Source organism: Streptomyces sp. NRRL S-337 (assembly GCF_000720175.1).
Taxonomy (GTDB): Bacteria; Actinomycetota; Actinomycetes; order Streptomycetales; family Streptomycetaceae; genus Streptomyces; species Streptomyces siderophoricus.
Map to the genome: position 1 here is coordinate 248,532 of NZ_JOIX01000002.1, position 24,507 is coordinate 273,038.

Annotated in this window: 21 protein-coding genes; 9 read left to right on the forward strand and 12 right to left on the reverse strand. The window is 70.1% G+C overall.

What is annotated here, in order from left to right; genetic code table 11:
* Positions 1 to 22: 22 nt before the first annotated feature.
* Positions 23 to 418, forward strand: a complete 396-nt coding sequence (locus IG62_RS0103455; protein ID WP_030797368.1) for a VOC family protein — start codon at positions 23 to 25, stop codon at positions 416 to 418.
* Between the two features lie 101 nt (positions 419 to 519).
* Here the strand turns inward: IG62_RS0103455 and IG62_RS0103460 are convergent, their stop codons facing one another.
* Positions 520 to 1,119, reverse strand: coding sequence for a TetR/AcrR family transcriptional regulator (locus tag IG62_RS0103460; RefSeq protein WP_030797371.1), 600 nt, complete (start codon positions 1,117 to 1,119; stop codon positions 520 to 522).
* Positions 1,120 to 1,310: 191 nt separating this feature from the next.
* Here IG62_RS0103460 and IG62_RS0103465 point away from each other — a divergent pair, with 191 nt between their 5' ends.
* The 4 genes from IG62_RS0103465 to IG62_RS44165 all read left to right on the forward strand — a co-directional run bounded on the left by IG62_RS0103465 (position 1,311) and on the right by IG62_RS44165 (position 3,158).
* Positions 1,311 to 2,066 (forward strand): class I SAM-dependent methyltransferase, encoded by a 756-nt coding sequence (locus tag IG62_RS0103465; protein ID WP_030797374.1) that lies wholly within the window; start codon positions 1,311 to 1,313, stop codon positions 2,064 to 2,066.
* Positions 2,067 to 2,203: 137 nt separating this feature from the next.
* A complete protein-coding gene (locus tag IG62_RS0103470; RefSeq protein WP_030410393.1) occupies positions 2,204 to 2,374 on the forward strand; it encodes a hypothetical protein in 171 nt (56 codons plus the stop codon).
* Positions 2,375 to 2,590: 216 nt separating this feature from the next.
* Entirely contained in the window at positions 2,591 to 2,842 is a 252-nt protein-coding gene (locus tag IG62_RS0103475) for a DUF5133 domain-containing protein (protein ID WP_051797507.1), read from the forward strand.
* 142 nt (positions 2,843 to 2,984) lie between these two features.
* The gene (locus IG62_RS44165) at positions 2,985 to 3,158 is read left to right on the forward strand and encodes a CsbD family protein (protein ID WP_078871785.1); all 174 of its coding nucleotides are present in this window, start codon (positions 2,985 to 2,987) and stop codon (positions 3,156 to 3,158) included.
* Between the two features lie 210 nt (positions 3,159 to 3,368).
* On the opposite strand, the gene IG62_RS0103485 is transcribed toward IG62_RS44165, so the two are convergent.
* The 6 genes from IG62_RS0103485 to IG62_RS0103505 form a co-directional block, all read right to left on the reverse strand.
* A complete protein-coding gene (locus IG62_RS0103485) occupies positions 3,369 to 4,250 on the reverse strand; it encodes an RNA polymerase sigma factor SigF (RefSeq protein WP_030797378.1) in 882 nt (293 codons plus the stop codon).
* Positions 4,251 to 4,333: 83 nt separating this feature from the next.
* A complete protein-coding gene (locus tag IG62_RS0103490) occupies positions 4,334 to 5,935 on the reverse strand; it encodes an FMN-binding glutamate synthase family protein (RefSeq protein WP_078871801.1) in 1,602 nt (533 codons plus the stop codon).
* A gap of 268 nt (positions 5,936 to 6,203) precedes the next feature.
* The gene (locus IG62_RS0103495; RefSeq protein WP_030797382.1) at positions 6,204 to 6,998 is read right to left on the reverse strand and encodes a restriction endonuclease; all 795 of its coding nucleotides are present in this window, start codon (positions 6,996 to 6,998) and stop codon (positions 6,204 to 6,206) included.
* The gene (locus IG62_RS50020) at positions 6,992 to 7,330 is read right to left on the reverse strand and encodes a general stress protein (protein WP_078871786.1); all 339 of its coding nucleotides are present in this window, start codon (positions 7,328 to 7,330) and stop codon (positions 6,992 to 6,994) included. Before IG62_RS50020 ends, IG62_RS0103495 begins: the two co-directional genes overlap by 7 nt.
* Positions 7,230 to 8,354 (reverse strand): carboxylate-amine ligase, encoded by a 1,125-nt coding sequence (locus IG62_RS0103500; protein WP_037837707.1) that lies wholly within the window; start codon positions 8,352 to 8,354, stop codon positions 7,230 to 7,232. Before IG62_RS0103500 ends, IG62_RS50020 begins: the two co-directional genes overlap by 101 nt.
* A gap of 128 nt (positions 8,355 to 8,482) precedes the next feature.
* Positions 8,483 to 9,043, reverse strand: a complete 561-nt coding sequence (locus IG62_RS0103505) for a hypothetical protein (protein ID WP_030797386.1) — start codon at positions 9,041 to 9,043, stop codon at positions 8,483 to 8,485.
* A 306-nt stretch (positions 9,044 to 9,349) separates the two neighbouring features.
* On the opposite strand from IG62_RS0103505, the gene IG62_RS0103510 reads away from it, so the two are divergent.
* The 3 genes from IG62_RS0103510 to IG62_RS0103520 all read left to right on the forward strand — a co-directional run bounded on the left by IG62_RS0103510 (position 9,350) and on the right by IG62_RS0103520 (position 12,707).
* Positions 9,350 to 10,438, forward strand: coding sequence for an NAD(P)-dependent alcohol dehydrogenase (locus tag IG62_RS0103510; RefSeq protein ID WP_030797401.1), 1,089 nt, complete (start codon positions 9,350 to 9,352; stop codon positions 10,436 to 10,438).
* A gap of 128 nt (positions 10,439 to 10,566) precedes the next feature.
* Positions 10,567 to 10,731 (forward strand): nucleotidyltransferase domain-containing protein, encoded by a 165-nt coding sequence (locus IG62_RS44175; RefSeq protein ID WP_199812401.1) that lies wholly within the window; start codon positions 10,567 to 10,569, stop codon positions 10,729 to 10,731.
* A gap of 563 nt (positions 10,732 to 11,294) precedes the next feature.
* On the forward strand, positions 11,295 to 12,707 hold the full coding sequence (locus IG62_RS0103520; protein ID WP_030797403.1) for a hypothetical protein: 1,413 nt from the start codon (positions 11,295 to 11,297) through the stop codon (positions 12,705 to 12,707).
* A gap of 146 nt (positions 12,708 to 12,853) precedes the next feature.
* On the opposite strand, the gene IG62_RS41325 is transcribed toward IG62_RS0103520, so the two are convergent.
* The 4 genes from IG62_RS41325 to IG62_RS48280 form a co-directional block, all read right to left on the reverse strand.
* On the reverse strand, positions 12,854 to 13,381 hold the full coding sequence (locus tag IG62_RS41325; RefSeq protein ID WP_234326231.1) for an ATP-binding protein: 528 nt from the start codon (positions 13,379 to 13,381) through the stop codon (positions 12,854 to 12,856).
* 323 nt (positions 13,382 to 13,704) lie between these two features.
* Positions 13,705 to 20,046 (reverse strand): type I polyketide synthase, encoded by a 6,342-nt coding sequence (locus IG62_RS0103530; protein ID WP_030797408.1) that lies wholly within the window; start codon positions 20,044 to 20,046, stop codon positions 13,705 to 13,707.
* A 30-nt stretch (positions 20,047 to 20,076) separates the two neighbouring features.
* A complete protein-coding gene (locus tag IG62_RS0103535; RefSeq protein ID WP_078871787.1) occupies positions 20,077 to 21,408 on the reverse strand; it encodes a beta-ketoacyl synthase N-terminal-like domain-containing protein in 1,332 nt (443 codons plus the stop codon).
* A 77-nt stretch (positions 21,409 to 21,485) separates the two neighbouring features.
* Positions 21,486 to 21,791, reverse strand: coding sequence for a DUF5988 family protein (locus IG62_RS48280; protein WP_234326233.1), 306 nt, complete (start codon positions 21,789 to 21,791; stop codon positions 21,486 to 21,488).
* A gap of 805 nt (positions 21,792 to 22,596) precedes the next feature.
* On the opposite strand from IG62_RS48280, the gene IG62_RS0103545 reads away from it, so the two are divergent.
* Positions 22,597 to 23,508 (forward strand): tyrosine-type recombinase/integrase, encoded by a 912-nt coding sequence (locus IG62_RS0103545; protein ID WP_234326235.1) that lies wholly within the window; start codon positions 22,597 to 22,599, stop codon positions 23,506 to 23,508.
* A gap of 109 nt (positions 23,509 to 23,617) precedes the next feature.
* On the opposite strand, the gene IG62_RS0103550 is transcribed toward IG62_RS0103545, so the two are convergent.
* Complete coding sequence (locus tag IG62_RS0103550) at positions 23,618 to 24,247, reverse strand: IPT/TIG domain-containing protein (RefSeq protein WP_051797508.1); 630 nt, start codon at positions 24,245 to 24,247, stop codon at positions 23,618 to 23,620.
* Between the last annotated feature and the right edge of the window lie 260 nt (positions 24,248 to 24,507).

A 24,507-nucleotide genomic window follows, 5' to 3' on the forward strand; every position in this document is an offset into this window, starting at 1 on the left:
GCCCCGGAGGGAGGGATCCAGAATGGCCGTCGCCAAAAGCAGCGTGCTGGTGCTGGACGCTGCCGAACCCGAGGAACTGGCCGAGTTCTACGCCCGATTCCTCGGCGGCACGTCACGCGTCGGCAGCCACCCGGACTTCATAGAGATCGTCGAGTCCGCGGGCGTCCGCATCGTCATCCGACGGGACCACGGCGCCGCGCCGCCGAGCTGGCCTCGGCCGGACACCTCGCAGCAGGCACACCTGCACTTCGTGGTCCCCCAGGACGACATGGACCAGGCGGAGCGTGAGGCGATCGACCTCGGTGCGCGTCCCCTGGAGACGCGGGACAACGGCGGGTCGTTCGACATCCGGCGTTACGCGGATCCCGCAGGACATCCCTTCGTGCTGGCCGCCCTTGAGGGGCACGGGACCGCGTAAGTGCGGTGACGGCCGGGGCGGGTCACCAGCCGCCGAGCCGGCAACCGCCCCTCAGCCCCTCCCCGAGGTGCGATCCCCCGTCACGCCCGCTGCCAGGTCATTCATCGCGGCGGTTCCCCTTGGACGCCGGCGACGACCGCGGTCACGACCTTGCGGACGGCGCCGGCCTCCGGCGGCGTGCTGTGCCGGTCGGCGAACAGCATGTGCACGGCCCCGATCAGCGTCGGTGCGAGCGTGTCGACGTCGGCGTCTGCGGCGATGCGGCCGAGGTCACGCTCGGCGGTGAGGTAGGAGGCGATCGCGGTCGCGGCATCGGACAGGACGGGGACGCCGGTGGGCCTGGCCTTGCGCAGTTGGGCGCGTAGCTCGTCCCGGGAGGTGACGAGGCTGACGAGCGCCACCGCGACCGAACCGAACAGGTCCATCAGGGCTCGGGTGAGGTTGTCGGCGACGGTGCCGGTTCCGGCGGACTCGCGCAGGGCCGTCGCCTGGTCGTCGATGCGGGCGACGCGGTCCAGTACGAGCTCGGCGAGGAAGGCGTCGAAGTCGGCGAAGTGCCGGTGCAGGACGCCCTTGGCGCAGCCCGCCTCCGCGGTGACCGCCCGGCTGGTCAGCGCGCTCGGCCCGGCTCGGAGCAGGACGCGCTCGGCGGCACTGAACAGTTGATCGCGTACGTCGCGGATGGCTACTCCGGTGGGCACCACGCATCTCCTTCTTCTCTTGATCGGCCCGTATCGGTCCGTTCCCATTGACGAGTGGGCATGTGCCCACTCATAGTGGGCGCATGCCCACTTTACCGCCGGAGCGAGCCCCTCGTTCCCCATACGCGACCCCACAACGCGCGACCCCACAAGGCACGGACCAACACCACACGAGCCATCAAGTCCGCCAGGTGGCGGAGTCCTTCGGTTCGGACGCCGAACGGTACGACCGGGCTCGGCCCCGTTACCCCCAAGCCCTGGTGGACCGCATCGTTGCCGCCAGCCCCGGCCCGGACGTCCTCGACGTCGGTTGCGGCACCGGCATCGTGGCCCGGCAGTTCGAAGCGGCCGGCTCCCGGGTGCTGGGTGTCGACGTCGACGCGCGGATGGCCGACCTGGCCCGGCAGCGCGGGCTCGACGTCGAGGTGGCGTCCTTCGAGGACTGGGACCCGGCCGGCCGAACGTTCGACGCCGTCGTCTCCGGACAGACCTGGCACTGGGTGGACCCGGTCGCCGGAGCCACCAAGGCGGCGCAGGCGCTGCGCTCCCGCGGTCTGCTGGCCCTGTTCTGGAACGCGGGCCAGCCCTCGCCCGAAGTGGCCGAAGCCTTCGCCGAGGTCTACCGCCGGGTGATGCCCGACTCGCTCGCTGCCCGGCAATCGACGACGCCGGCCGTGGACGGCTACACGGCGCTGTGCACCAAGGCAGCCGATGGACTGCGCAAAGCGGGCACCTTCACCGACCCCGAGCAGTGGCGCTTCGACTGGGAACAGCGCTACGCACGGGACGAGTGGCTGGACCAGCTGCCCACTCAGGGGGCCTTCACTCGACTCCCACGGGCCGAGCTGGAGGAGGTGTTGGCAGGCATCGGCGCCGCGATCGACGCCGCGGGAGGCGGCTTCACGATGCACTACGCCACCGTGGCAGTCACCGCGAAGCGCACCTGAAGCGGTACCGCCTCCTCCCGGCCCAGCTCGGCCCGCGCCGCTCAATGGATGCCGCGCATACGCCACATAAGAAATGCGGGAAAGGAAAGGTATGACGACGGAAGGTGCGGGCACACGGTCTTTGGAGGTTGATAACTATGGTCCCCCTTCTTCTGGTTCTGCTTCTTGCCCTGCTCCTTTTCGGCGCCGGATTCGCGCTCAAGGCCCTCTGGATCGTGGCCGTGATCGTGCTCGCGGTGTGGTTGCTGGGCTTTGTCGTACGCTCGGCCGGCCCGACCGGAAAGCGGGGTCGCTGGTATCGCTGGTGACGACTGGCGTCCAGTGAAAGCCCAGTGAAAGGGTTGGGCCCCGGCACTCTTGGTGCCGGGGCCCATTCCTGTGGCCGCCGCATATGTGTCCCCGCGCAGACATTGCCGTTCCGTTCCGGCCAACATAGACCGAAAACGGTGGTGAAGTACGGCGGTGAAGCACCTCTTCACGGGTAAACGGCACTCGATGTCGATCTCCGTGAGAGAGGAACTGCTGTGCTGAAGCCCCATCCGGCAATACTGCGGGATCTTGTGAAGCAGTACGAGGGACTCCGCGCCCAAGGCTCGGACCGGAGTTCGCCGGAGACCAGGCGCCGCACGGAGGACCTCGCCTACACGCTCTGCGTCTCCACCGGAACCCGGACCGTCGAAGCCGCCCTGGCTTTCGCCGCCGAACAACTCGAAGCGGATCTGGCGGAGTCGGCGTACGCCACGGGCGCCCGGTCGGTACTTCCGCTCGCCATCTGAAGACTCCCAGCTGTTTTTGGTCTCAGGCCGGAGCCGCAGGAATTATCGGCCCCACAACGGACACCAGAGAGATATGAGGGTCCGGGGCTGCGGACACGAAATTATCGATGAAACTCGTTGAGCTCGATGAAGGGAGATTGCGATGAGCGCCGAGGAAAAGGCCAAGGCGAAGGCCGAGCAGGTCACCGGAAAGGCGGAGAAGGCGGCGGGCCGCGCCGTGGGGAACGAGCGCGCGGAAGCCGAGGGCTCGGCCAGGGAAACCAAGGGCGATCTGCGGGGCGCGAAGGAAAAGGCCAAGGACGCCCTTGACGACTGAGCACTGAGAAACACTGAGCGCGCTGGGCAGCACCGAGCGCTGAGAAACTGAGCACCGAGAAACAGTCGTGCCTGTCGGGTGCGGGTCCGTTCCCAAGTGAACTGACCCGCACCCGACAGGCGTTGGTGCACCCGTGAGCCGACGCCACCCCGCAGACCGCGGGCCGGCAGCCTCCGTCCCGGCACGGCTGCGCCGGGACGGCCGGCGCGGTCAGTCCGTGCGGAGCATGGCGGTGCGCAGCTGGCCCAGGCAGCGGTTGAGCAGACGAGAGACGTGCATCTGGGAGATGCCGAGGATGTCGCCAATCTCGGCCTGGGTCATTTCCTGACCGAAGCGGAGCTCCAGTATCCGGCGGTCGCGGTCCTCCAGCTGGTCCAGCAGCGGCTTGAGCGTGTGCAGATCCTCGAAGAGGTACATCTCCTCGTCGTAGTCACCGAGGAGGTCCGCGAGCGGTATGTCGTTGCCTTCGTCCCCTATGGTGGCGTCGATGGACGAGGCGCTGTAGCCGTTGGCGGCGACCTGCCCCTCCATGACCTCTTCCTCCGGGATGTCCAGGTGAGCCGCCAGTTCGGAGACCTTGGGGTCCCGGCCCAGCTCGTTGGCGAGGTGCTCATTGGCGCGGGCGAGGTCGACCCGCAATTCCTGCAGCCGCCGGGGCACCCGTACGTCCCAGGTGGTGTCACGGAAGAAGCGCTTCATCTCACCCGTGATGTACGGGATGGCGAGCGTGGTGAACTCCACGTTGCGCGACAGGTCGTAGCGGTCGATGGCCTTGATCAGGCCGATCGTGCCGACCTGCATGATGTCCTCGAGATCATCGCCCCGATTCCGGAACCGCCGGGCGGCGTAACGCACCAGCGAGAGGTTCATCTCGATGAGCGTGTTGCGCGCGTACTGGTACTCGGGCGTGCCCTCCTCCAGCTTCTCCAACCGCTCGAAGAACAGCTGGGTCAGTTCCCGGGCGTCGCCGGGGGCGAGGTCCTCGGGCGACTCGATCAGGGGCAACTCGGCGGGCGGAACGGGCGCCGCGGTCGGTCCGTCGACGACACCGATGTCCTGCGGGGTCTCCGCCCTCGCGCTGCTGACGCTCATGAGTGACTCCTCCCTCTTCGTACGGCCCCGGTCGAGGGAGCTCCTGCCCCGACGGCCACCGGGCATGTACATCTTTTGTGACGTCAGACGGTGAAGCAGTCCGGGTCGGCCGCCGCCCAGTCCGCTGCCCAGTCCTCCGGGGGAACGGCCAGCAGCTCGCCCGGGGAGAGCCACTCGTACAGCTCCTCGTACGAGCGGACGGTGAGCGGGTCGAGGCGGCGGCGCAGCATGTGGGGGCGGAGTTCGTCGGGGTGCTGGACACCCATGGAGCCCATGATCTGCAGGGCGCTGTCCACCGTCGCCTTCTGGAACCGGTGCACGCGCGCGGACTTGTCCGCCACGTCCAGCGCCCGGGCCCGGTGCGGGTCCTGGGTGGCCACCCCGACCGGACAGGTGTTGGTGTGGCATCGCCGGGCCTGTATGCAGCCGACGGCCATCATCATGGCGCGTGCCGCGTTGGTGAAGTCGGCGCCCTGGATCATGCGCTTGACCATGTCCGCGCCGGTGGCCACCTTGCCGCTCGCGCCGATCTTGATCCGGTCCCGCAGTCCGCAGCCGACCAGGGCGTTGTGCACGGTGATCAGGCCCTCGGTCAGCGGAGCGCCCAGGTGGTCGGCGAACTCCAGAGGGGCGGCCCCGGTGCCGCCCTCGGCGCCGTCGACGATGATGAAGTCCGGGGTGACGCCCTCCTGGAGCATGGCCTTGCAGACCGCGAGGAACTGCCGGCGGGAGCCGACGCAGAGCTTGAAGCCGGTGGGCTTGCCGCCCGCCAGTGCGCGCATCCGCGCGAGGAAGCGGACCAGTTCGCGCGGGGTGGAGAAGGTCCGGTGGTAGGGCGGGGAGGTCACCGTCCGCCCTTCCGGCACCTCCCGGACCCGGGCGATCTCCGCGCTCACCTTGTCGCCGGGCAGGACGCCGCCGATGCCCGGCTTCGCGCCCTGGGACAGCTTCAGCGAGACGCACTTGATGCTGTCGTGCGCCGCCTTGTCGGCGAACTCGGACGGTGAGAAGGCGCCCTGCGCGGTCCGGCAGCCGAAGTACCCGGTCCCGATTTCCCAGACGAGATCACCACCGTGCCGCAGGTGGTACTCGGACAGACCCCCCTCCCCGGTGTCGTGGGCGAAGCCGCCGAGGGCGGCACCGCGGTTCAGGGCGAGGATCGCGTTGCCGGACAGCGAGCCGAAGCTCATCGCCGAGACGTTCAGCAGCGCCATGTCGTACGGCCGGGTGCAGTCCGGGCCGCCGAGCCGGACCGTGGGGTGCCGGTCGGGAACCGGCTTGGGGGCCATCGACGGCACCATGAACTCGTAGCCGGCGGCATAGACGTCACGCTCGGTGCCGAACGGCTCCTCCGCCTCGGTGCCCTTGGCCCGCTCGTAGACGAGGCTGCGTACATCGCGGTCGAAGGGCCGGCCGTCGAAGTTGCGCTCGACGAAGTACTGCTGCAGCTCCGGCCTGATCGCCTCCAGCGCGAACCGCAGATGTCCGATGACCGGGTAGTTGCGCAGCACCGAGTGCCGACGCTGCGCCAGGTCAGCGGCGCCGACCCCGCCGAGGGCGAGGAAGACCAGCGCCGGTGGCCACCACCAGGGCGACGCCAGCAGCGCCGCCGCGACGAGCCCGGCGGCGGCCACGAGCAGCGCCGCCACCGAAAGCCACCGGAACAGGTGGGCGAAGGGACGCATGCGCGCGCCGCCCGGCCGTCCGCCGGAGCCGGCCCGCGAACCGCTGACGCCAGCGTTGGTGGTCACCATCAGCTCCCGAGAAGTAGGGCGACGGCCCCGCATCGCGACGGATGCCCGAGAGCGGGCGGGCTGGGCCGGGCCGTTCGATCAACGCTGGCCGTTTACCCGCCCGCCCCCGCTTCAGTCGGAGTCGTGCTGGTCGTGGGGTCGCCGGGCGACGTACCGCCGGCGCATGTCGCTCGCAGCTCCGCCCGGGGTACCAGCGCGCTCACTCCCACGGCGCCGGGCCGGTACCGGACGCCCAGCCGACGAGGTCGTCCTGGTCGAAGCAGAGGATGGCGCACTGTTCGGCGTATTCCCGCGCCGGATCGGTGAAGGCGCTGGTGGTGACGACGGCGGCGACATCGGCTCCGTGGACGGTGAAGCAGGTGCCGCCGAAGCGCTGCAGTTCCTGGGAGCCCACCTTGTTGTCCGCGCCGTAGCGCTTGCACTGGATGACGACGCTACGGCCGTCGGGGGCCACGGCCACCACGTCCGCGCCGAGGTCGTTGGCGCCGCCGACCACCCGGACGTCCTCGCAGCCGTCGCGCTCGCACAGGCCGGCCACCGCCTCCTCGAAGGCGTCGGCGTCCATTTCGGCGTAGTCGTCGATCTCCGGCGGGCGAGGGGTGACGTCCACCACCGGGCGGGGGCAGGCATCCTCCGTCGTAGGCGCGTCGAGTTCCTCCACCGCGCTGGGACCGACGGCCTCTCCCAGGGGGACGAGCACACGTTCCCCGGCCCCTCCCCCACAGGTCGCGCACGTCCGCCCGCCCGGCACCCTCCGGGCGGCGGCCCGCCGGCGCCGTCCACGACGCAGCAGCAGCACCAGCGCCACGACAAAAACCAGCCCGACGACAACCGCGGGGCCGGGGTGCGCACTCGCGGAGGCCATGGCCTTCTGCAGTGTCAGGCCCACTCCGGTGACGACGATCGCGAGGAGCCCGAACGAGAGGGACAGCTGCCGCAGGCTGAAGGCGGGCCGGCGGCGCGGGGGCCTGGGCCGGCGTATGGGGGTCACCATGGTCTGTTTGCCTCTCCCAACGGTCGACGAAGATCCTTTGGATCTTGTGCCCCCAACTCGGGGCTCATCACAACGACTGGGAGGGGGGAATCAACCTGGGACTGGTCGCCGAGGCGATCGGCTTCGTGGCCGCCCTTCCGGCCGGCCTCCGAGGCACGCTGCGGGTCGTTGACGAAACTGCCGCAGCAGGCGGAATACGTGCGGCCACCCGCGCCCGCCTGGGTCCGTCGCTCAGGCCGGGACGCCTGCCGTGGCCAGCACGAGCCGGTCCACCACCCCCGCGGGCCCGGCCCCGCTCCTGCCCCAGGCCCGCTGCCGACCCGCCCCGTCACCGCGGGCCGCCATCCGTTGGAAGAGCGCTGTGACCTCCGCCAGGTCCCCGTACTGCGCCAGCACCGGGCGCACGTGCCGCACCAGCTGTTCGGCAACTTCCGACACCGGACGAACCTGCCCGGTCAGGGCGTCGAAACCAGCGCCGTTCCAACCATCCCGAGCGGCACGCCAACAAGCGGCTCGCAGCACCTCACCGTCCCAACGCGGGCCGGGGTCACCGCGCCGTACTTTTTCCGCTGCGGTGACGACCAGCGCACGGAGCAGCACGGCGACCGCGATGGTGTCGTCGATGTCCTGCAGCACGTCCATGGACCGGATCTCCAACGTGGGCAGCCGGGGATTGGGGCGCAGGTCCCAGAACGGCATGCCGGGTTCCAGCATTGCCTCCGTATCAGCGATCAACACGGCGAGCCGCTCATGCTCCTCCAGCGAGCCCGCGTACGGCGGCGGTCCCAGGCACGGGAAGCGGCCTCTGATGACCGAGCGCCAGCTGGCGTAGCCGGTATCACGCCCCTCGAAGAACGGGGAGTTGGCACTCAATGCGATGAAGAAAGGCAGCCAGGGCCGCACATGATTACCGCTCAGCACGGCCAGTTCCCGGTCAGGGAGGTGGACGTGGACATGGAACGCGCTGATGACGAAGTCGTCCAGCATGCTGCGGTACTGCTCCCGCCCGGCCCGGTAACGCGGGTGGTCGCCCACTCGTGGCGGGCCACCGTGCCTGAGGACCGGGGTGCCCGAGGCGCACAGGCACGAACCCTCGGCACGGGCCGCGGTGACCAGCGCCCTGCGCACCCGCTCAAGTTCCCCGCGCAGCTCACCCGCTGTCCGGCACGGCGGGGTACGCCCTTCCACCTGGCACTCCGCGAACTCGTTCGCGGCCAGATCGCCGACTACGCGAGAGGCACGAGCAGCGACCCCGGGGCCGGTGGGAACGACGGCACGCGTATGAGGGTCAACGACGAAATACTCCTCCTCCACGCCGATCGTGGGCAGGTCACCGGTGTGTGCGGCAGGAGGCATGGAACGGGACTCATCGGTCACTCCTCCAGCATCTCGCGAACCCTCCGTCCTGTCGTCCGGCACGCGCGATGTCCGTCAGCCGGGCGGCGCATGCTCGCGCCTCTGGACCTGTCTGTCCGGTCACGGGCTCAGGGGATGGCGGCGCGGAATTTCTTGGTGAGGTCGGCGCCCCGTATGACGCCACCTTCCTTGTACTTGAGTCCCCAGGCGTCGATCAGCGATCCGTCGCCGAACATGCAGGCGGCGACGGCCTTGTCCGGATGCGTTTCGCCGGGCGCCGCCCAGCCGCCGGCGTCGGTCGGCCTCGGTCCGTACATCGCCGTGCCGTTGAGGGTCTGGCAGTAGGCGATGGACGGATTGCCCGGCTTGCCTCCTGGGTCCTTCGGTGCGTGAACGTAGGCGAGGGCGGCCAGGGTGGGTTTGTCGGCGGCCAGCGAGTCGGCCGCGACCATGATCCGGGAGCCGTCCTTGGCGGTGAACGTACACATCACCCGCTCACCGCCCAGCTGGACCATCTGCGTGCCGGTCTTGGTGTAGTAGGGGACTTCCTTCTGCGCGGTGCCACCCTGCTTCCCGCACCAGGACACGGCAGTGGGAGCGTTGGACTGCGGCTCCGCGGCGTGGGCACCTGCAGCGGCGCAGGTGAGCAGGATGAGAGCGCCGACGGCTACCGCTCGGGAACGTTGCATGCTGCCTCCTGGGCCAGGGGTGGGGGAAGGCGATCCCACATCGTTGAGCGGCGCCGATCCAACCGTCAACCGATGTGCACAACTTCCCCTGCAATAGAGCAAGTTGGCGTGATCCGTGCCGCCATACCCACTTGACGAACCCGCCGCCCCCGTCGCGTAGCGGGTGACGTTACTGTCATGGCGTACCTCCAGGCGCGTCTCAGGGCGTATCCAACGCCCGGCGCGCCGACCAGTCATTCACTTCCGTCGCCCCGTGCGGCGACGACCGATAGTTGACGACCCAATACTTCAGGGGGAAACCAACCTATGCGTATCCAGGCAGCCCTGGTGGAGTCCGTCGGCGGTCCCTTCACCCTGCGCGACGTCGACATCGACGACCCGCGGCCGGACGAGATCCTGGTCCGGATCACGGCGGCGGGGATCTGCCACACCGATCTCAGCACCCGGCAGGTCTGGCCACGCCTTCCCATGGTGTTCGGTCACGAAGGCGCCGGCCTCGTCGAAGCCGTCGGCTCGGCCGTGACGAACATCGCCCCTGGAGACAGCGTGTGTCTGAGTTACCGCAGCTGTGGCGCCTGCGGCAACTGCACCTCCGGGCGGTCCGCGTACTGTCAGGCAGACATCCACGCCCTCAACGCCAGCGGTACCAGGACCGACAACAGCACACCCCTGTCCCGGAACGGCTCCCCGGTCTTCGGCAGCTTCTTCGGCCAGAGCAGCTTTGCCACCCACGCACTTGCCTACGAGAGCAACTGCGTCAAGATTCCCGCCGACCTCGACCCGGTTCTCGCCGCCCCGCTCGGGTGCGGAGTGCAGACCGGTGCCGGTACAGTCCTCAACGTCCTGCAACCGGCCGCAGATTCGTCGCTGGTGGTCTTCGGCGCCGGAAGTGTTGGTCTGAGCGCGGTCATGGCGGCGGTTGCCGAAGGCGCCACCGTGGTCGCCGTTGATCCGGTCCCTGCCCGGCGCGCGGTGGCACAGGACCTCGGCGCCGTCGCAGCACTCGACCCGACTGACGTGGACGATGTGGCGACAGCCGTCCGCGAGATCACGCACGGTGGGACGCACCACGCCATCGACACCACCGGCCAGTCCGCGGTGATCTCCCAGGCCATCGCGTCCTTGCGCCCACGGGGGAGGCTGGCACTGGTGGGTATCGGCAAGACGGCCGAGTTCGACATCATGACCGTGATGACCAAGGGCATCCAGCTGCGGGGCGTCATCGAGGGGGACGCGGTTCCCCAGAGGTTCATCCCCCACCTCATCGCTCTCCACGAGCAAGGACGGCTCCCCGTAGAGAAGCTGATCACCCGGTACCCCTTCAGCGAGATTGAGGCGGCCGCGCGCGCCGCGGCTTCCGGTGAGGTCATCAAGCCCGTCCTCACGTTCGGTTGACCATTTCCGAGAGTCTGTAAGAGCCAGTGTCTGAACGCGCGTTCGTCTCACGTGGGCGCTATGCGATCACTCGCCTCGTCACTTCCCGAAGAGGCCCACCGTACGGTCGGCACATACATGGAACGGAGTTGATCGACCGGGCCCCGCCCGGTCTCGTCGAGGGCCTGTACCTGCACGGTTCGCTGGCCTGGGGCGACTTCCGTCCCGGGCGCAGCGACATCGACTTTTTGGCAGTGGTGAGCGAGCGTCGCACCGAAGAGTCCGTGAAAGTGCTCAGCCAAGCTTTTCGGTGAGCTGAGCAGCCATCACCCGAAACCATTTTTTACGGACTTCATGTTACCCCCGCCGATCTCGCCCCCGCCGGGCGATTGCTGTGTGAGGCGGGGGCGACGTGGCGGGCGTGTGGGTGGCGGTCGGCGCTCCTGGGCCCCGCGCGAATGTCGGTATCGGTGGGCGCATCGCGGCTGCCGCAGGAGGGGCGCGGGACGGTAGTTGGGGGCACGCGGCGCTGCTGGGTCTGGCGGACGCTGGCCTGCCTTGTGCCGTTGGGGGCTCGGTTGGGCGGGGCGCGATCGGGGGGTTGACAGGGGAAGGGGGCGTGGAGGTGGGCGTGGGCGGTTGCGTGGTGGTGCGGGGCCGGCGCGGGGCATCCGTCGGGTGCGAGGGAGCGGACGAACGTCACCCGGCGGCTCCCGGCGCTCTGTCATGCGCCCGCACTACTGTGCGCGATGCTGTGGTGGTGACTTGACTGGAGTCATGACGGATCATTCCCGGTTGTTGGGTAATGACCTTTGCAGTCCCATAACACTGGATATGCCAACGTAACGCGTTGTCAGCATGTGCTTGGAGGCACGTCATGGCCGCCCGACCTGTGTTCGCGCGTCAGAACAATCAGCGGCTGCGGTCGCTCATCCAGGAGGCGGCAGTGTCCAACTCCGCTCTCGCCCGGCAGGTGAACGTGCTGGGGCGTGAGCAGGGGCTCGATCTCCGGTATGACAAGACGTCTGTGAGCCGGTGGTTGCGAGGCCAGCAGCCGCGGGGCCGGGTCCCTGCCATCATCGCCGAGGCGCTGAGCAGCAGGCTCGGGCGGACGGTGTCGACCGACCAGATCGGCATGGCCAACGGCAACAGCGTGACCTGCGGGGTCGGGTTGCATTTCGCCGCCGATGTGAAGGATGCGCTGGGCCAGGTCCGTGAACTGTGGCAGATGGACGCGGAGTCGAGTGAGGCGTTGTCCGGTACGACCATGGGCACCGCGGCGTTGGTCGAACCCACCCGGGACTGGCTGATCAGTGCCGTCGACCCGGAGGTGGCGCAGAGCCGCCGGCTGGGGCCGCGAGCGGGGTTGGAGGAGGTCGAGATGGTGCGGATGACGACCCGGGCGCTGGAGGAGCTCGACCACAGGGTGGGGGGCGGCTATGTGCGGCCGGTGGTGGTGTCGTGTCTGAACAGCGTCCTGTCGGGGCTGTTCGCCGGGAGCTACAGCGAGACCACGGGACGCCAGTTGTTCGGCGCTGCCGCCCGGTTGACCGAGCTCGCCGGGTATACCGCGATGGACACCGGCCGGCCCGGTCTGGCGCAGCGGTACTACATCCAGGCGCTGCGGCTCGCGCAGGCGGCGGACGAGAGATGCTACGGCGGTTATGTGCTGGCAGCGGGGCTGAGCCGGCTCGCCGTGGACGCGGGCTGTGCCCGGGAAGCGGTGCAGCTCGCGCGGGCCGCCCAGGAAGGGACGCGGGGGCAGGCACCACCGGCCGCGCAGGCGCTGTTCTACGTGGCCGAGGCCCGCGGATACGCGCTGCTCGGCGATTCGCGGACCTGCGGGATGCTCAGGGACAAGGCCCTGGAGGCGATGGCACACGCGGATCCGGTTGACGCGCCTGAGTGGCTGGCGCACTTCGACCGGGCCTACCTTGCTGACGAGTTGGCGCACTGCCACCGCGATCTGCAGCAGCCCCGGCAGGCCGCTCGCCGGGCCGCCGAGGCGCTCGCCCGGCACCCTCGGACGCGGGTGCGCCGCCGGGCGATCGATCTGCTGCTGCTGGCGTCGGCGCAGGTGCAGGCCGGTGAGGTGGAGGAGGCGTGCCGGGTGGCCGAAGAGGCCGTGGGTCTGCTGCGGCAGCTGCGGTCGGCGCTGGGCAGGAAGTATCTGGAGCAGTTTCTGGCAGGACTCCGTCCCTACCGAGATACCAAACCCGCCAGTGATTTCGCCGTCCTGGTGCAGGAGTGCGAGGCACATCTGCCCACGCAGCGTGCGTCCAGCGACTGACGGGCCCGGGATGCGGCGCCGGCAGCCAGGCAGATCGTCCCGCTCCGGAGGGGAGAGAGGGAATCGAACCTGTCTGGCCGTCGTCCGGCGCGGCTGGTGCGCGGAACACGGGGAGCGGGCAGCGGGAGACGCCGGTCATGCGCGGTTCACGGCTGCGGGAGGCAGCCGACGGGTGCGCACGTGGACAGCGGCACCGTTGCCCAGACCGTGCAGCCGTCGTCGGTCTCCGTCCGGCGGCCCCATTGCAGGCAGGACTTGGCGACGAGTTCCAGGCCGCGGCCGTTTTCCTGGCCGTGGTCCGGGTAGCGTCTGCGCGTCACCCACGGGGTCCCGCCGCCGTCGTGGACCTCGATGTGTACCTGGTGCGCGGATCTGCGTAGTCGGCACGTGACGCGGAGGGCGCCGGAGTGCTGGATGGCGTTGGTGACGAGTTCGGACAGGGTGAGCAGGATGAGGTAGCGGGTGTCGTCGGCCTGGATCTGCTGCCCGTCGAGCCAGGCGCGGGCCAGGGCGCGGCAGACCGGCACCGAGCGTTCCAGTGATGGCAGGCTGAATGCGGTCTGCTTGCCGGGACGCCAGTGGTCGGGCGACATGACCGTGGCCTTCGCTTCGGGCCAGTTCTCGATCTGGTGGGCCGTCAGTTCAATGCCGGCCTCTTGCATGATGGGTAACACGACTACCCCTTTCTCAGGTTCCTCTCGGACCCCCGTACCCATTGGAGAACCCTCAGGCGGAATAACGCCCGGGATTCCTCGGCTGTTTTTCCACATTCATTGAAACAGTACGGAGGGCTTTACGGAAGGCGCATCGTGAGGCGCAAAAAGGGGTGCGGAGACATGGGGAAGCGAAATACTATCACCGCAAGAAAACGTTGTGCGGGAGTGGCGGGAATAGTGAGTAATTGGTGCCGTAAATGAATAATCGCCGCCGGACAGCACCACGTTCGGCGGATACCGTCGAGGTGTCCGCCGAACGGGAGAGAGCGTTCCGCGCCGCGTTATGTGGCGGTCAGTTCCAGCCCCAGAAGGTCCGCGACGCCCACCGCGAGATCGGCCAATGTGGGGTGCTGCCACACGAAGTTCCGTGACACGGAGACGGCGAAGGTCCGCTCGATGCGCACCCTCATCTCCATGGCCAGAAGGGAGTCGAATCCCAGGGATTTCAGCGGGATCTGCGGGTCGACGGTGCCGTCGCCCAGGCGCAGCACCGCCCGGACGTGGTCCGCCAGCCGCTCCTCCAGCGCTGCTCTGCGCGCAAGGCCGGTGGGCAGAGCGCCGAGCCAGGCGCGCAACTCCCCGGCTTCCTCGGGGGCTTCGGTCCCGTCGGTTTCACTCCCCTTGGCGGGCCGCTCGGTCGAGACCGCGCTGAAGAAGGGGAGGTGCCGGCCCGTGGGTGGGAGCCAGGTGTCGGACGGCCCGGGGAGCACACCGGTCTGCACTCGCCGCCGGGACAGCAGGGCCTGCAGCGCGGCCATGCCCTGATCGGTGGGGATGGTGTGGTAGCCGCGCCGGCCGAAGTCGGTGGCGACGCCCGTCTCGCCCCAGGGGCCCCAGTTCACCGCCAGGGTGGGCAAGCCGCGGGCGGAGCGCCAGGCCGCGAAGCCGTCGAGCCAGGAGTTCGCCGCGGCGTAGGCACCCTGGCCGGCGTTGCCGAGCAGGGAGGCCATCGAGGAGAACGCCGCGAACCAGTCCAGCGGGCACCCCTCGGTGGCGTGGTGCAGCCGCCAGGCACCCGCGGCCTTCGGCAGCCAGATCCGTTCCAATTGCTCGTCGGTGACGTTGGGGAGGGCCGCGTCGTCCAGGACCATGGCGCAGTGCACCACCCCGTGCAGCGGGAAGCCCCCGGTCGCCGCGGTCGTCACCAACCGCTCCGCGGTACCCGGTTCGGCGATGTCGCCGAGGACCACCGACACCTTGGTGGTGTCCTTGCCCAGGTCGGCGATCTGCCGTGCGGCGTCCGGGGAGGGCGCGGAACGCCCGTTGAGGACGAGATGACCGGCGCCGTTCGCGGCGAGCCACCGTGCGGTGGCCAGTCCCAGGCCGCGCAGGCCGCCGGTGACGATGTAGGCACCGCCCTTCCGGACCGGCAGCCCCATCTCGGGCAGTGCGGCGCGGGCCCGGCCGGCGTGCGGCACGGCCAGCACGATCTTGCCGATGTGGTCGGCGGCGGCCATGGTCCGGAAGGCCGTGGTGGCTTCGGACAGCGGGTATTCGGTGCAGTGCAGCGGTGTGAGCCGGCCGGCTTCGAACTCGTCGAGGACCTCCTGCCATACCCGGGCGAACGCGTTGGGACGGTGGCGGCGCAACTCGATCAGGTCGACGGTGCGCAGGGTGACGTTGTGGCGCAGGGGCAGCATCCCCAGCGGGGCGTCGGACAGGATGTCGCGCACCCCGAGCTCCACGAACCGGCCGAACGGACGGAGCGTCTCCAGTCCGGTGCGGATCGCCGCGCCGGAGAGCGAGTTGAGTACGACGTCGACACCGTCGCCGGTCGCTTCGCGGACCTTCTCCCCGAACTCCAGGGAGCGGGAGTCCATGACGTGCCGGATGCCCATTCCATGCAGGTAGCGGCGTTTCTCCTCGCTGCCGGCCGTGGCCAGTACATCGGCTCCCAGCGAACGGGCCACCGCGATCGCCGCCAGCCCGGTGCCGCCGGTGGCCGAGTGGATCAGCACCCGCTCCCCGGCCGCGAGCCGCGCGACGTGCCGCAGGGCGTACCAGGCGGTCACGAAGGCGACCGGCAGACCCGCCGCGGTGACCGGACCGAAACCGGCGGGGATCGGCGCCACCCCCTCGGCGGGGACGGTCAGGAACGAGCCGAACGCCCCACCGCGCAGGTCGATGGCGACCACCTCGTCCCCGACCTGCACATGGTCCACGCCGGCACCCACCGCACTGACGACACCGGAGCACTCGAACCCGATGCGGTAGCGGACGTCCTCGTCGCCGGGGAGCAGGCCCAACGCCGTCAGTACGTCCCGGAAGTTCAGGCCCGCCGCGGTGACCCGCACCTCGACCTCACCGCGCTGCGGCGGCCGCCGCCGGACCATGGCGTACTCCAGGCTCGACAGATCGCCGAGCCGGGCCGCACGCAGCCGGAACCCGTCCACGCCGTACTGCACGGCGCACGGGGTCAGTGCACGTTCCTGCTCGGCCGGGGCACGCCGCAGCCGGGCCACCCACCGGTCGCCGGAGCGCAGCGCGACCTCGTCGTCGCCGGCGTCGGCCAGCAACTCCTCGGCCACGTCAGCGGGGTCGGCGTTCCGGGAGTCGGCGTCCACCAGCGTCGGGTGCAGTTCCGGGTGCTCCAGGGCACCGACCCGCACCAGTCCCCGGAGGCTGCTCTGCCCGACGTCGACGGTGTCGTCCGGCAGTACGTCCCGGGCGCCCTGGGTGATGACGTACAGCCGCGGTGACGACGCGCTCGCGGTGACGGCCTGAAGGACGGCGAGGAGTCTTCGGGTGCGCCGCAACGATTCTTCGGTCGGTTCGGCGCCGCTCTGCCGGCCGCACACCAGCACCACGCCGCGCGGCGGCTGGAGTCCGGCGGCCAGGCGTTCGCTGAGGGAGTTGCGGAGGGTGTCGAGGGGAGTGTCGTCCAGGGGCCGGTCCCAGACGCTGGTGCGGGCGCAGCGGGTGCGCAGTGCGGCGGCCAGTACCCGGGCCGATCCGTCCGCCTCCCCGACGAGGAACCAGCTGCCCGGTGCCTGGCCGGCATCGGTGGTGGAGCGGGGAGAGGACTGCCAGTCGATTTCCAGCAGCCAGTCGTCGGCCGCCGGCGCGCTGCGTGCGGCCCGTCGTACGAAGCGCAGGCCGTTGACGGCGAGCACGACGGCACCGTCGCCGTCCAGCAGCCGGACGTCGGCGACCACGCTGTCCGGCGCGTTCTCGCTGATGTGTGCGTGGCAGTACTCGGCCCGTGCGGCATCGCCCAGGACGCGTACCGCCTGCACGGCGACGGGCAGCACGGGTGCGTTGTCGTCCTCGTGCATCAGCGGTGCCACCGCGAGCTGGGCGCAGACGTCGAGCAGCACGGGATGGACCGCGAGGCCGGGTGCGGGGTCCTTCGCCCGGGCCGGGAGGGTGACCTTGGCGAGATAGCTGCTGTGATGGCGTTCGGTGCGCAGTTCGGTGATGCCGGTGAAGGCCGGGCCGTGCTCCAGGCCGCGCCGGCGCAGGTTCTTGTACAGATCGCCCGGGTCCAGCCGGACCGGATGGCGCACCGTGAGGGCCTCGATGGGGCGGGGCCGGGGGTCCGGTCGTACGGTCAGCCGGTGCAGCACCGCATCGGCCTGCCGCTCCCAGTCGCCGTCGTCGCCCCGCGCGAGGATCTCGCAGTGTGCCCGGTCGGACGCTGCCATGGTGACGACGGTGCTGAGGTCGGTGTGCGGGGCGAGTCGCAGCAGTTGCTCGAAGTGCACGTCGGTGATGTCGACTTCGTGCGGGGCGGTCCCGAATGCCTCGGCGGCCGCCGCGAGTGCGATGCTGCAGTGGGCGGCGCCGGGCATGACCGGGTCGCCGTGGACCCGGTGGTCGGCGAGCCAGGGCAGTGCGTCGGTGCCGGCGTCGGCGCGCCAGCAGTGCCGTACGGGCTCGCCCGGCACTTCGGAGTGCCGGCCGGGCAGGAGGGTGTCGCCCGGGTCGGTGGGCGCGGTGCGGCGTGCGGCCTCGGCCCAGTGGTGGCGCCGGTCGAAGGTGAGGGTGGGGGCGTCGACGAGGTTGCCGCCGTCGTACAGGCGCCGCCAGTTCACCGGGACTCCGGCACAGTGCAGTGCGGCGAGCTGGGTCCGCAGTGTGGTCGGTTCGTCTTCCTCGCGGCGGAGCGTGGGCAGCACGGCCGGGGAGGTGACCAGCCCGGAAAGGCTCCGCTCGACGGAGTGGGTGACGACGGGGTGGGGCGAGAGCTCGACGTAGACCTGGTGCCGGTCGGCCGCCGCGGCGGCCACCGCCTCGGCGAACCGCACGGGGCGGCGCAGGTTGTCGCACCAGTAGTCGGCGTCGAAGGACGGGGTGGCGCCCGCCTCCACCACGGTCGAGTAGAACCGCACCGCGGGCGGCTGCGGCGTCAGCCCGGCCAGCGCCGAACGCAGTGCGGGAAGGACCGGGTCGACCAGCGGGCAGTGGGAGGCGACGTCCACGGCGATCGGGAAGACCGGGATCCCCCGGGCCTCCCAGGCGGCGGCCAGTCGGCTCACCTCCGTGGTGCGTCCGGCCACCACGGTCGTGTCCGGCGAGGACAGCACGGCGACGGACACGGTCTCGGCCGCGCCGTCCGCGAGTTCCTCACGCACCGCATCGGCGCTCAGCCCCACGCTCATCATGCTGCCGGTGCCCGCGATGTCACTGAGCAGGCCGGAGCGGCGGCAGATCACCCGGACTCCGTCGGCGAGCGTCAGCGCCCCGGCCACCACCGCCGCCGCGACCTCGCCCATGGAGTGGCCGATGACCGCGGCGGGTTCCACCCCGTACGAGCGCCAGGTCGCGGCGAGCGCGATCTGGAGCGCGAACAGCACCGGCTGCACCTCGCCACAGCCCTTGACGGGCTTGCCCTTCCGTATGGCGTCGACCACGGAGACCTTGCTCTGTGCCCGGATGAGTTCGCCGACCTCGCTCAACGCCTCACGGAAGGCCGGTTCGGTCTTCAGCAGGCCGCGTCCCATCCCGGGCCACTGGGAGCCTTGGCCGGAGAACACCCAGACCGGTTGCCGCTCCACCGCCGCGCCCACCGCCCCGGTCACCACCGCGGGGTGGCGCTGTCCGTCGGCGAACGCCCGGAGCGCGCCCAGGAGTTCGCGGCGCCCCGACGCCACGACCCCCAGCCGGCCGCGGCCGGTGCAGCGCCGCAGGGCGAGGGTGTGCGCGAGGTCCCGCAGCGGTACGTTCGCGCCCTCGCCGGACACCCACTCCGCGAGTCTGCCGGCGGCGGCCGGCAGCACGTCCGGGGAGCCGGCCGGTACGAGGAAGACGTCGGGCGCGGTGGGCGCCTGCTCTTCGTGGCGCCGGGGCGCCGGAGTGTTCGGGGCCTGCTCCAGCAGTACGTGGGCGTTGGTCCCGGAGAAGCCGAAGGAGGACACCGCCGCCAGCCGGGCCGGCGTCGGGAGGGGCCAGGCGGTCAGCTCGGTGGGCACGAAGAAGCGGGTGCCGGCCGCCGAGATGGCCGGGTTCCACTGCCGGAAGTGCAGGTTCGCCGGGATGGCGCCGCGCTGCAGGCAGAGCACCGCCTTGATCAGCCCGGTGACCCCGGCGGCCGGCTCCAGATGTCCGACGTTGGTCTTCACCGAGGTCAGGGCGCAGCGGCCGGGGCCGTGCCCGTAGACGTCGGCCAGTCCGGCGAACTCGATGGGGTCGCCCACCGGGGTCCCTGTGCCGTGGGTCTCGACCATCCCGACGTCCTGGGGGTCGATCCCGGCGCGCGCGAGGGCTTCCCGGTAGAGGGCTCGCTGGGCGGCGGCCGAGGGTGCGGCCAGTCCGTCGGACGAACCGTCCTGGTTCGTCGCGGACCCACGGAGTACGGCCAGTACGCGGTCGCCGTCCCGAACGGCGTCGCTGAGGCGTTTGAGCACCACCACGCCGCAGCCCTCGCCGCGGACGAAGCCGTCGGCTCCGGCGTCGAAGGTGCGGCAGCGCCCGCTGGCGGAGAGCATGCCCATCCGTGCGAAGGAGCGGGTGATGCGGGGCTGGAAGGTCAGGGTGACGCCGCCGGCCAGTGCCAGCTCGCACTCGCCGGCGCACAGTGCCTGGCGCGCCATGTGCACGGCCACCAGCGAGGAGGAGCAGGCGGTGTCCAGGGCGACGCTCGATCCGTGCACTCCCAGGAGGTACGAGACCCGGCCGGCCGCGACGCAGTGGCCGTTGGTCAGGATCGATCCTTCGAGTTCCCGGGACGTCCCGTTCAGGTGGTCCATGTAGTCGCCGTAGCTGATGCCGGTGAAGACGGCGGTCGGGGTGCCGTGCACCCGCTCCGGCGGAAGGCCGGCGTGTTCCAGCGCCTCCCAGGTGACTTCCAGCAGCAGGCGGTGCTGGGGGTCGAGGACATCGGCCTCCCCGCCCGCGACTCCGAAGAAGGCGGCGTCAAAGCCCGCCACCTCGCGCAGGTAGCCGCCCGGCAGGAAGGCCGGTGTCGCGGGATCTCCGCGGCCGAGCGAGTCACCCTGAACGAGGCGCCGGCGTTCGGGGGGAAAGTCGCCGACCGCGTCCCGGCCTTCGGACAGCAGCCGCCACAGGGCTGCGGGCGAAGGGGTGTCGCCGGGGAGCCGGCATCCCATGCCGATCACGGCGATGCGCTCGGTGTCGGTCGGGGTCTGCGGCGCGGCGGCCGGAGGAAGCGTGTGGTTGCTCATCGGGTCTCCCTACGTAGGCATGGTCCGCGGTCACACGACCTGGGTGCTGCCGAGGAGGATGGCGTTCTTGACCCCACCGACCTGGTAGTTGAAGTTCAGCGCGTAGTCGAAGTCGAGGGGGCGGGGCCGGACCCCGGGGACGGGGTCGAAGGTGAGGCCGTCGGCGGGTTCCTCGCAGTTGGCGGTGGGGCAGACCTGCCCTCGCTCGATCATCATCAGCGTCAGGGCGACCCCCGTGCAGCCCGCCGGGGCGCCGTTGTGGCCGAAGCAGCCCTCCTGCGACGTCATGAGGGGTGGGTTGTCGGCGCCGTACAGCTCCTTGATGGCGGCGGCCTCGAAGGCGGTGACGACGATGTTGCCGTCGCTGCCGCCATGGACGTACGGCACGTTGCCCAGGTCCCACCGGTCGCCGAGGCAGCGGTGGACGGCGGCGACCAGTTCGCCGCCGGTCTCGTCGCAGGCGAGCGGGTTGGCCAGGCCGTCGCGGGCCATGGCGGTGGAGAGCACCTGGCCGTAGATGTGCGCACCGCGTCGGACCGCGTGATCCCAGCTCTCGATGATCACGGTGGCCGAGCCCTCGCCGTGGTTGATGCAGCTCGCCCGGCGGTCGTAGGGGCGCATGAGGGAGAGGAAGGACGGCACCAGCTCCGGCATCCCGGGTGTCCGCACCGACTCGTAGGTCTGCTGGGCGCCGTGCAGCAGCCGCTGGATGTTCTGGATGAGGTGCATGTTGAAGACGTCGACGCCGGTGACGACGGCGATGTCGGCCTCACCCCGGGTGATCATCTGCCGGGCGTTGCCGATCTGTACGGCGGACGATGCGCAACCGCACGAGACGGTGTACGTGGGGCCGTTGGAGCGGACGAGCGCGGACTGGACCAGGGCCACGTCCGAAGGGGTCACCGCTTGTTGGGCCGCGACGAACAGTTCCATGGCTTCCGGCGCGCTGGTCGTCGCGGGATCGGCGCGGAGCACCGACAGATAACTGTCGATGTTGGCGTCCACTCCCCCGCGTCCGACAAGAATCGCGGCATCGCTGAGTTCTCCGTCCCGGAAATTCAGTCCGGCGTCTTCGCAGGCGTGCGCCAGCGAAAGAAGGCCGTATTGGTGTGCCGTGGTGTAGTGCCGGGAGAAGAACGGCGGAAGGTCCGGGAAGTGTTCGTCAAACATTTCCTGGGTCAGGCCGACGGAACCGTAGTAGACCTCGTCGTACCGCAGGCACGACCGGCCGTTTGAGGCCACGTCCCATGCCTCTTCGGCCGTGAAGACCGGTTTGGTCGGGCCGGGCAGACAGAACCCGACCCCGGTCACCACGGCCCGGCGACCGGTGTCGTGGTCTTCGGGGTACACGGCTTGTTTCATGGCAGGACTCCGTCCCTCACGAGGATCGTCATGTGCCGTCCTCTGTGACTTGGTTTCTTCGTCGGGGCGCGCGATGCCTACTCGGCAATGGACGTGCGGTAATGCCAGCGGTACACGGGCACTTGTTCGCCGTCCAGCTCCGCGTATTCGCCGTAGAATTCGAAACGCTCGTAGCCGCTTCCGCGCACGAGCCGGACCGGATCCCGGGCTTCTTCACGCGAGTTCTGGGGAAGGGCCGTTCCCCCGGCCTCGTCGACGAGAATCACGATGTTTTTTCGTGGCATGGTCCACTCCGGGGTTTTTCGCAGGTTTTCTGGTTCGCAGCCGGATTTACGGCCGATGGCGATGCAGAGATGCGGTGGGGGAACCTGCGTGGAGGTCACCGCGCGGGCGGCGGCTCCCGGAGGGGCGACGAAGGCCGGGCCTGTCGTACCGGCGGGGCTGCGCCGGTGAGGGGGGTTCGACAGCGGCGAAGGCGGTGGCCGCTGCGCTCGTGGTGGACTTGGGGACGGTCACCACGCTCGATCGCATGGCGCCCCTCGCTCGGCGGTGGGGGGCCGATCAGCCGGCGCCGGAAAAACCGACGCCGGCTGACGGATCCAAGACCCTCCGCCGGGGACGCCCATACGGCAACGGTCTGACCCGTAACCAGGCACTGGGCCGGGTCAACGAGTAGGCCGGATGCCGCTCCCCGGAGAGGGTGGGCGGCCCACCGGTTGGATGCGAATAGTTATCCATGCGCCCAGGGTGGGCTACAACAGTCAACCGATAAGGCCACCCATTCGGAGCAGCGCGTAAAACTGCGAACTCGCACCGACCAACTTGCGCACCGGCATTGATGGGTGCTTTTAATTCACTCATGACCGATGTAGCGCCGCCATGCCTCCTCCAGCGCTGCGGCGAAAAGATGACGTGCGCCACCGCCAACTCGCCGCTGCGGATTCGCGCGCAGGGAGCTCAGGCACGACGAAATCGGTTGCCTCAGGACGTTACCCAGGCGGTACCGCCGACCTGTGACGCGGCATAGCACATCTTTCTGAAGTACCCACGGCCGGGCGTCGCCTTCACCACGTACGAATAATTCCCGCCATCCCAGCACCGCCCGACAACACCCCATCAGACAAGGGTAATTGGAGAATGACGATTGTTTTCCCGGCGCGGTCTTCCCGCGCGGTCGACAGCCGCAGGATGTCACTCGCCGAGTACGGGGGATATCGGTGGGCGGCCGCGATGCACGGGCTGGAGCCCCTCACCATGTGTCCGTACGAGGCCGGATGGCGGCTGCGGGTCCTCCCGAGCCTGGGACACGTCCCGGTAGGGAAGATGACCCGACGGGACGTCAACCGGGCGCTGCACTGCTGGATCGCGGACGAGTACGGGCTGTCGACGGTGAAGAACAGCCTGGCGGTGCTGGTGCGGGTCCTCGAACAGGCCGTGCACGACGGGATCCTCGACGCCAATCCCGCGCGCATCGCCGGCTGGCAGCGGGAATACCAGTGTGCCCAGCGCGAACGCACCACACCGCGGTCGCTGGCGCTGCCTGACCCGGCGGCGCTCGACCTCCTGGCGGCCAGGCTCGTCCAGCAGTCCTCGGACGGCTACCAGGGCTGGGGCGACATCGTGCGCTTCACGGCCTGGACGGGCACCCGCTTCAGTGAGGTGTCCGCCCTGCGCGCCCAGGACATCGACCCGGCGACCTGGACCTGGAACGTGAGCCGGCACACCGTCTTCGTGCCGGACGGCCTGACCGAATGCGCGTGCCGCAACCGGCACCGGCGAGCGGTGCCGCTGCGTCCCGCGGCACGGATGCTGCTGGCCCGGCGGTTGCAGGCGGCACGCCAAGCACCGCAAACCCGGCTGTTCACCGAACCGTCCGGTGGCCGCTTTTCCACCCCGCTGCTGAGGGAGGCGACGAATTGGGACGACGTCGTCGTGGAGCTGGGGCACGAGTTCCTGCTGCGCAACGACCTGCGGCCCACCGGACTGACGTGGATGGCGGACGCCGGGATGTCGCTGTCCGAGTTGCACGACGTCGCCGGGCGTCCCTCGCTGGACGAGGTCCGGCGCTACCTCCCTCCGAATGCCGGCTCCGTGCGCTAGGACGCCGCGTGGTGCCCGGCAAAGGCCCGGCCCCCGTCCCGGAGGGGGACGGGGGCCGGACGACGGGGACACCACGCCCGGGGCGATGCCCCTGGGGAAATCCGCTACCTCACAGGTAGGTGAACCCGCCGGGGACAGTGGCGCTGCCTCCCGGTGTGGTCACCTCGACCGGGACGTTGCCGCCGCCGTCGGGGCCGGCCGGAGTGATACCGAACAGGAACGTGCCGGAGGGGTCGGCGCCCAGGACCGTCGCGGGCGTGTCCCCGAACGTCACGGTCGCGTTCTGCAGACCGGAGCCGACGATGGTGAACAGGGTGCCGCCCCCGGACGGACCGGAGATGGGGATGATCGCGGTCGCCTGCGGCTCGGGCGGAGGGGCCTGCTCGACGTAGACGTAGGTCACCGGGTTGGTGGTGCCCACCGCGTTCGTGGCGGTGACCTGCACGGCACCTGCGTCCTGCGGCGGGGGCTGCACCGTGACGGTCAGCCCGAAGGGATCCTGCCCGACGATGGTCGCCTCTTCCTCCCCGAACAGCACGCTGGTCGTTCCGGCCAGCCCCAGTCCGAACAGCGTCACGGTGTTACCACCGTCGACCGGTCCCGAGTTGGGCAGCAGGGCGATCAGAACCGGGCCGAGCCCCGGAAACTTGATCTGCGGGGGCTGGAGCTGAGAGAGCTGGGGAGTCGGGAGCAGCGCCTGGGCCGCCTGCGGATTCGGCTGGTTCGTGCATGTGCACATGAAAGTCCTCCTGCTGTCTGCGGGTTGTCGCCCGGCTCGGCTCGCGACGATGCGGTTCACGAGCCCGGAATCCGGGCACTGGCAGCAGCCGGCCGTACCGGAGGAGAACACCGGCGGCGCGCAGAAGGCCTGTTCACACACTCGTGAGGTGCGAGGGCCGTCACGCTGTCGGGGTTTCCCTCACAGCCCTGCACGCAGGGGGCTGGCGGGCGGACCGACCACTGAAGCCCGAGGGGGATGGACGGCCCACCGACCAGGCA

Excerpts from the sequence above, each read along its gene's own strand:
- IG62_RS0103530 (WP_030797408.1), bottom strand. The coding sequence starts at position 20,046 with ATGAGCAACCACACGCTTCCTCCGGCCGCCGCGCCGCAGACCCCGACC.
- IG62_RS0103470 (WP_030410393.1), top strand. The coding sequence starts at position 2,204 with ATGGTCCCCCTTCTTCTGGTTCTGCTTCTTGCCCTGCTCCTTTTCGGC.
- IG62_RS0103550 (WP_051797508.1), bottom strand. The coding sequence starts at position 24,247 with ATGTGCACATGCACGAACCAGCCGAATCCGCAGGCGGCCCAGGCGCTG.
- IG62_RS0103545 (WP_234326235.1), top strand. The coding sequence starts at position 22,597 with ATGTCACTCGCCGAGTACGGGGGATATCGGTGGGCGGCCGCGATGCAC.
- IG62_RS0103500 (WP_037837707.1), bottom strand. The coding sequence starts at position 8,354 with ATGCCTCCTGCCGCACACACCGGTGACCTGCCCACGATCGGCGTGGAG.
- IG62_RS0103510 (WP_030797401.1), top strand. The coding sequence starts at position 9,350 with ATGCGTATCCAGGCAGCCCTGGTGGAGTCCGTCGGCGGTCCCTTCACC.
- IG62_RS0103455 (WP_030797368.1), top strand. The coding sequence starts at position 23 with ATGGCCGTCGCCAAAAGCAGCGTGCTGGTGCTGGACGCTGCCGAACCC.
- IG62_RS0103535 (WP_078871787.1), bottom strand. The coding sequence starts at position 21,408 with ATGAAACAAGCCGTGTACCCCGAAGACCACGACACCGGTCGCCGGGCC.
- IG62_RS0103520 (WP_030797403.1), top strand. The coding sequence starts at position 11,295 with ATGGCCGCCCGACCTGTGTTCGCGCGTCAGAACAATCAGCGGCTGCGG.
- IG62_RS0103490 (WP_078871801.1), bottom strand. The coding sequence starts at position 5,935 with ATGCGTCCCTTCGCCCACCTGTTCCGGTGGCTTTCGGTGGCGGCGCTG.
- IG62_RS0103505 (WP_030797386.1), bottom strand. The coding sequence starts at position 9,043 with ATGCAACGTTCCCGAGCGGTAGCCGTCGGCGCTCTCATCCTGCTCACC.
- IG62_RS0103485 (WP_030797378.1), bottom strand. The coding sequence starts at position 4,250 with ATGAGCGTCAGCAGCGCGAGGGCGGAGACCCCGCAGGACATCGGTGTC.
- IG62_RS0103495 (WP_030797382.1), bottom strand. The coding sequence starts at position 6,998 with ATGGTGACCCCCATACGCCGGCCCAGGCCCCCGCGCCGCCGGCCCGCC.
- IG62_RS44165 (WP_078871785.1), top strand. The coding sequence starts at position 2,985 with ATGAGCGCCGAGGAAAAGGCCAAGGCGAAGGCCGAGCAGGTCACCGGA.